Source organism: Corallococcus caeni, assembly GCF_036245865.1.
Taxonomy (GTDB): Bacteria; Myxococcota; Myxococcia; order Myxococcales; family Myxococcaceae; genus Corallococcus; species Corallococcus caeni.
Window position 1 is genome coordinate 1 of the sequence record NZ_BTTW01000078.1, and the last position, 407, is coordinate 407.

General features: G+C 40.3%; 1 protein-coding gene. It reads left to right on the plus strand.

Going from position 1 to position 407, the window contains the following annotated elements:
- Positions 1–407, plus strand: a 407-nt coding sequence (locus AABA78_RS39330; RefSeq protein ID WP_338270605.1) for a hypothetical protein, incomplete at both ends; no start/stop codon positions are given.

The following is a 407-nucleotide window of genomic DNA, read 5'->3' on the forward strand; positions in this document are numbered from 1 at the left end:
GGCAATGAGCCGATCCATCAAAGGGGTTCACTTTGCATTGAATGGCTTTGATTCAATTGATGATTTTTTAAACAGAGTCAAGGGAACCCCTGTGGCAGCAATGATTTTGGGTATGAAATTTGACATCCATGCTCAACCAATGTCAACACCAGAGGACTGTAAAATAGTTTGTTCTGACAGATTATGCTTGAGTAGCTCTGATGTTGAGAACAAACTTGAGGGTGATCCTTTTTTGAAATCAATAATACCTTCAATGGACGAGGGGTTGTGTGTTCATCATGAGTATCAAGACGTAAATTTTGAATTACCAACTCCTAAGATACACCTGCCCATAGAATCAATTCAGAGCCATGCCGCACTTGTACCTTCAATGATAAGGAATAGGGAATTCAGAGAGACCATAGGAG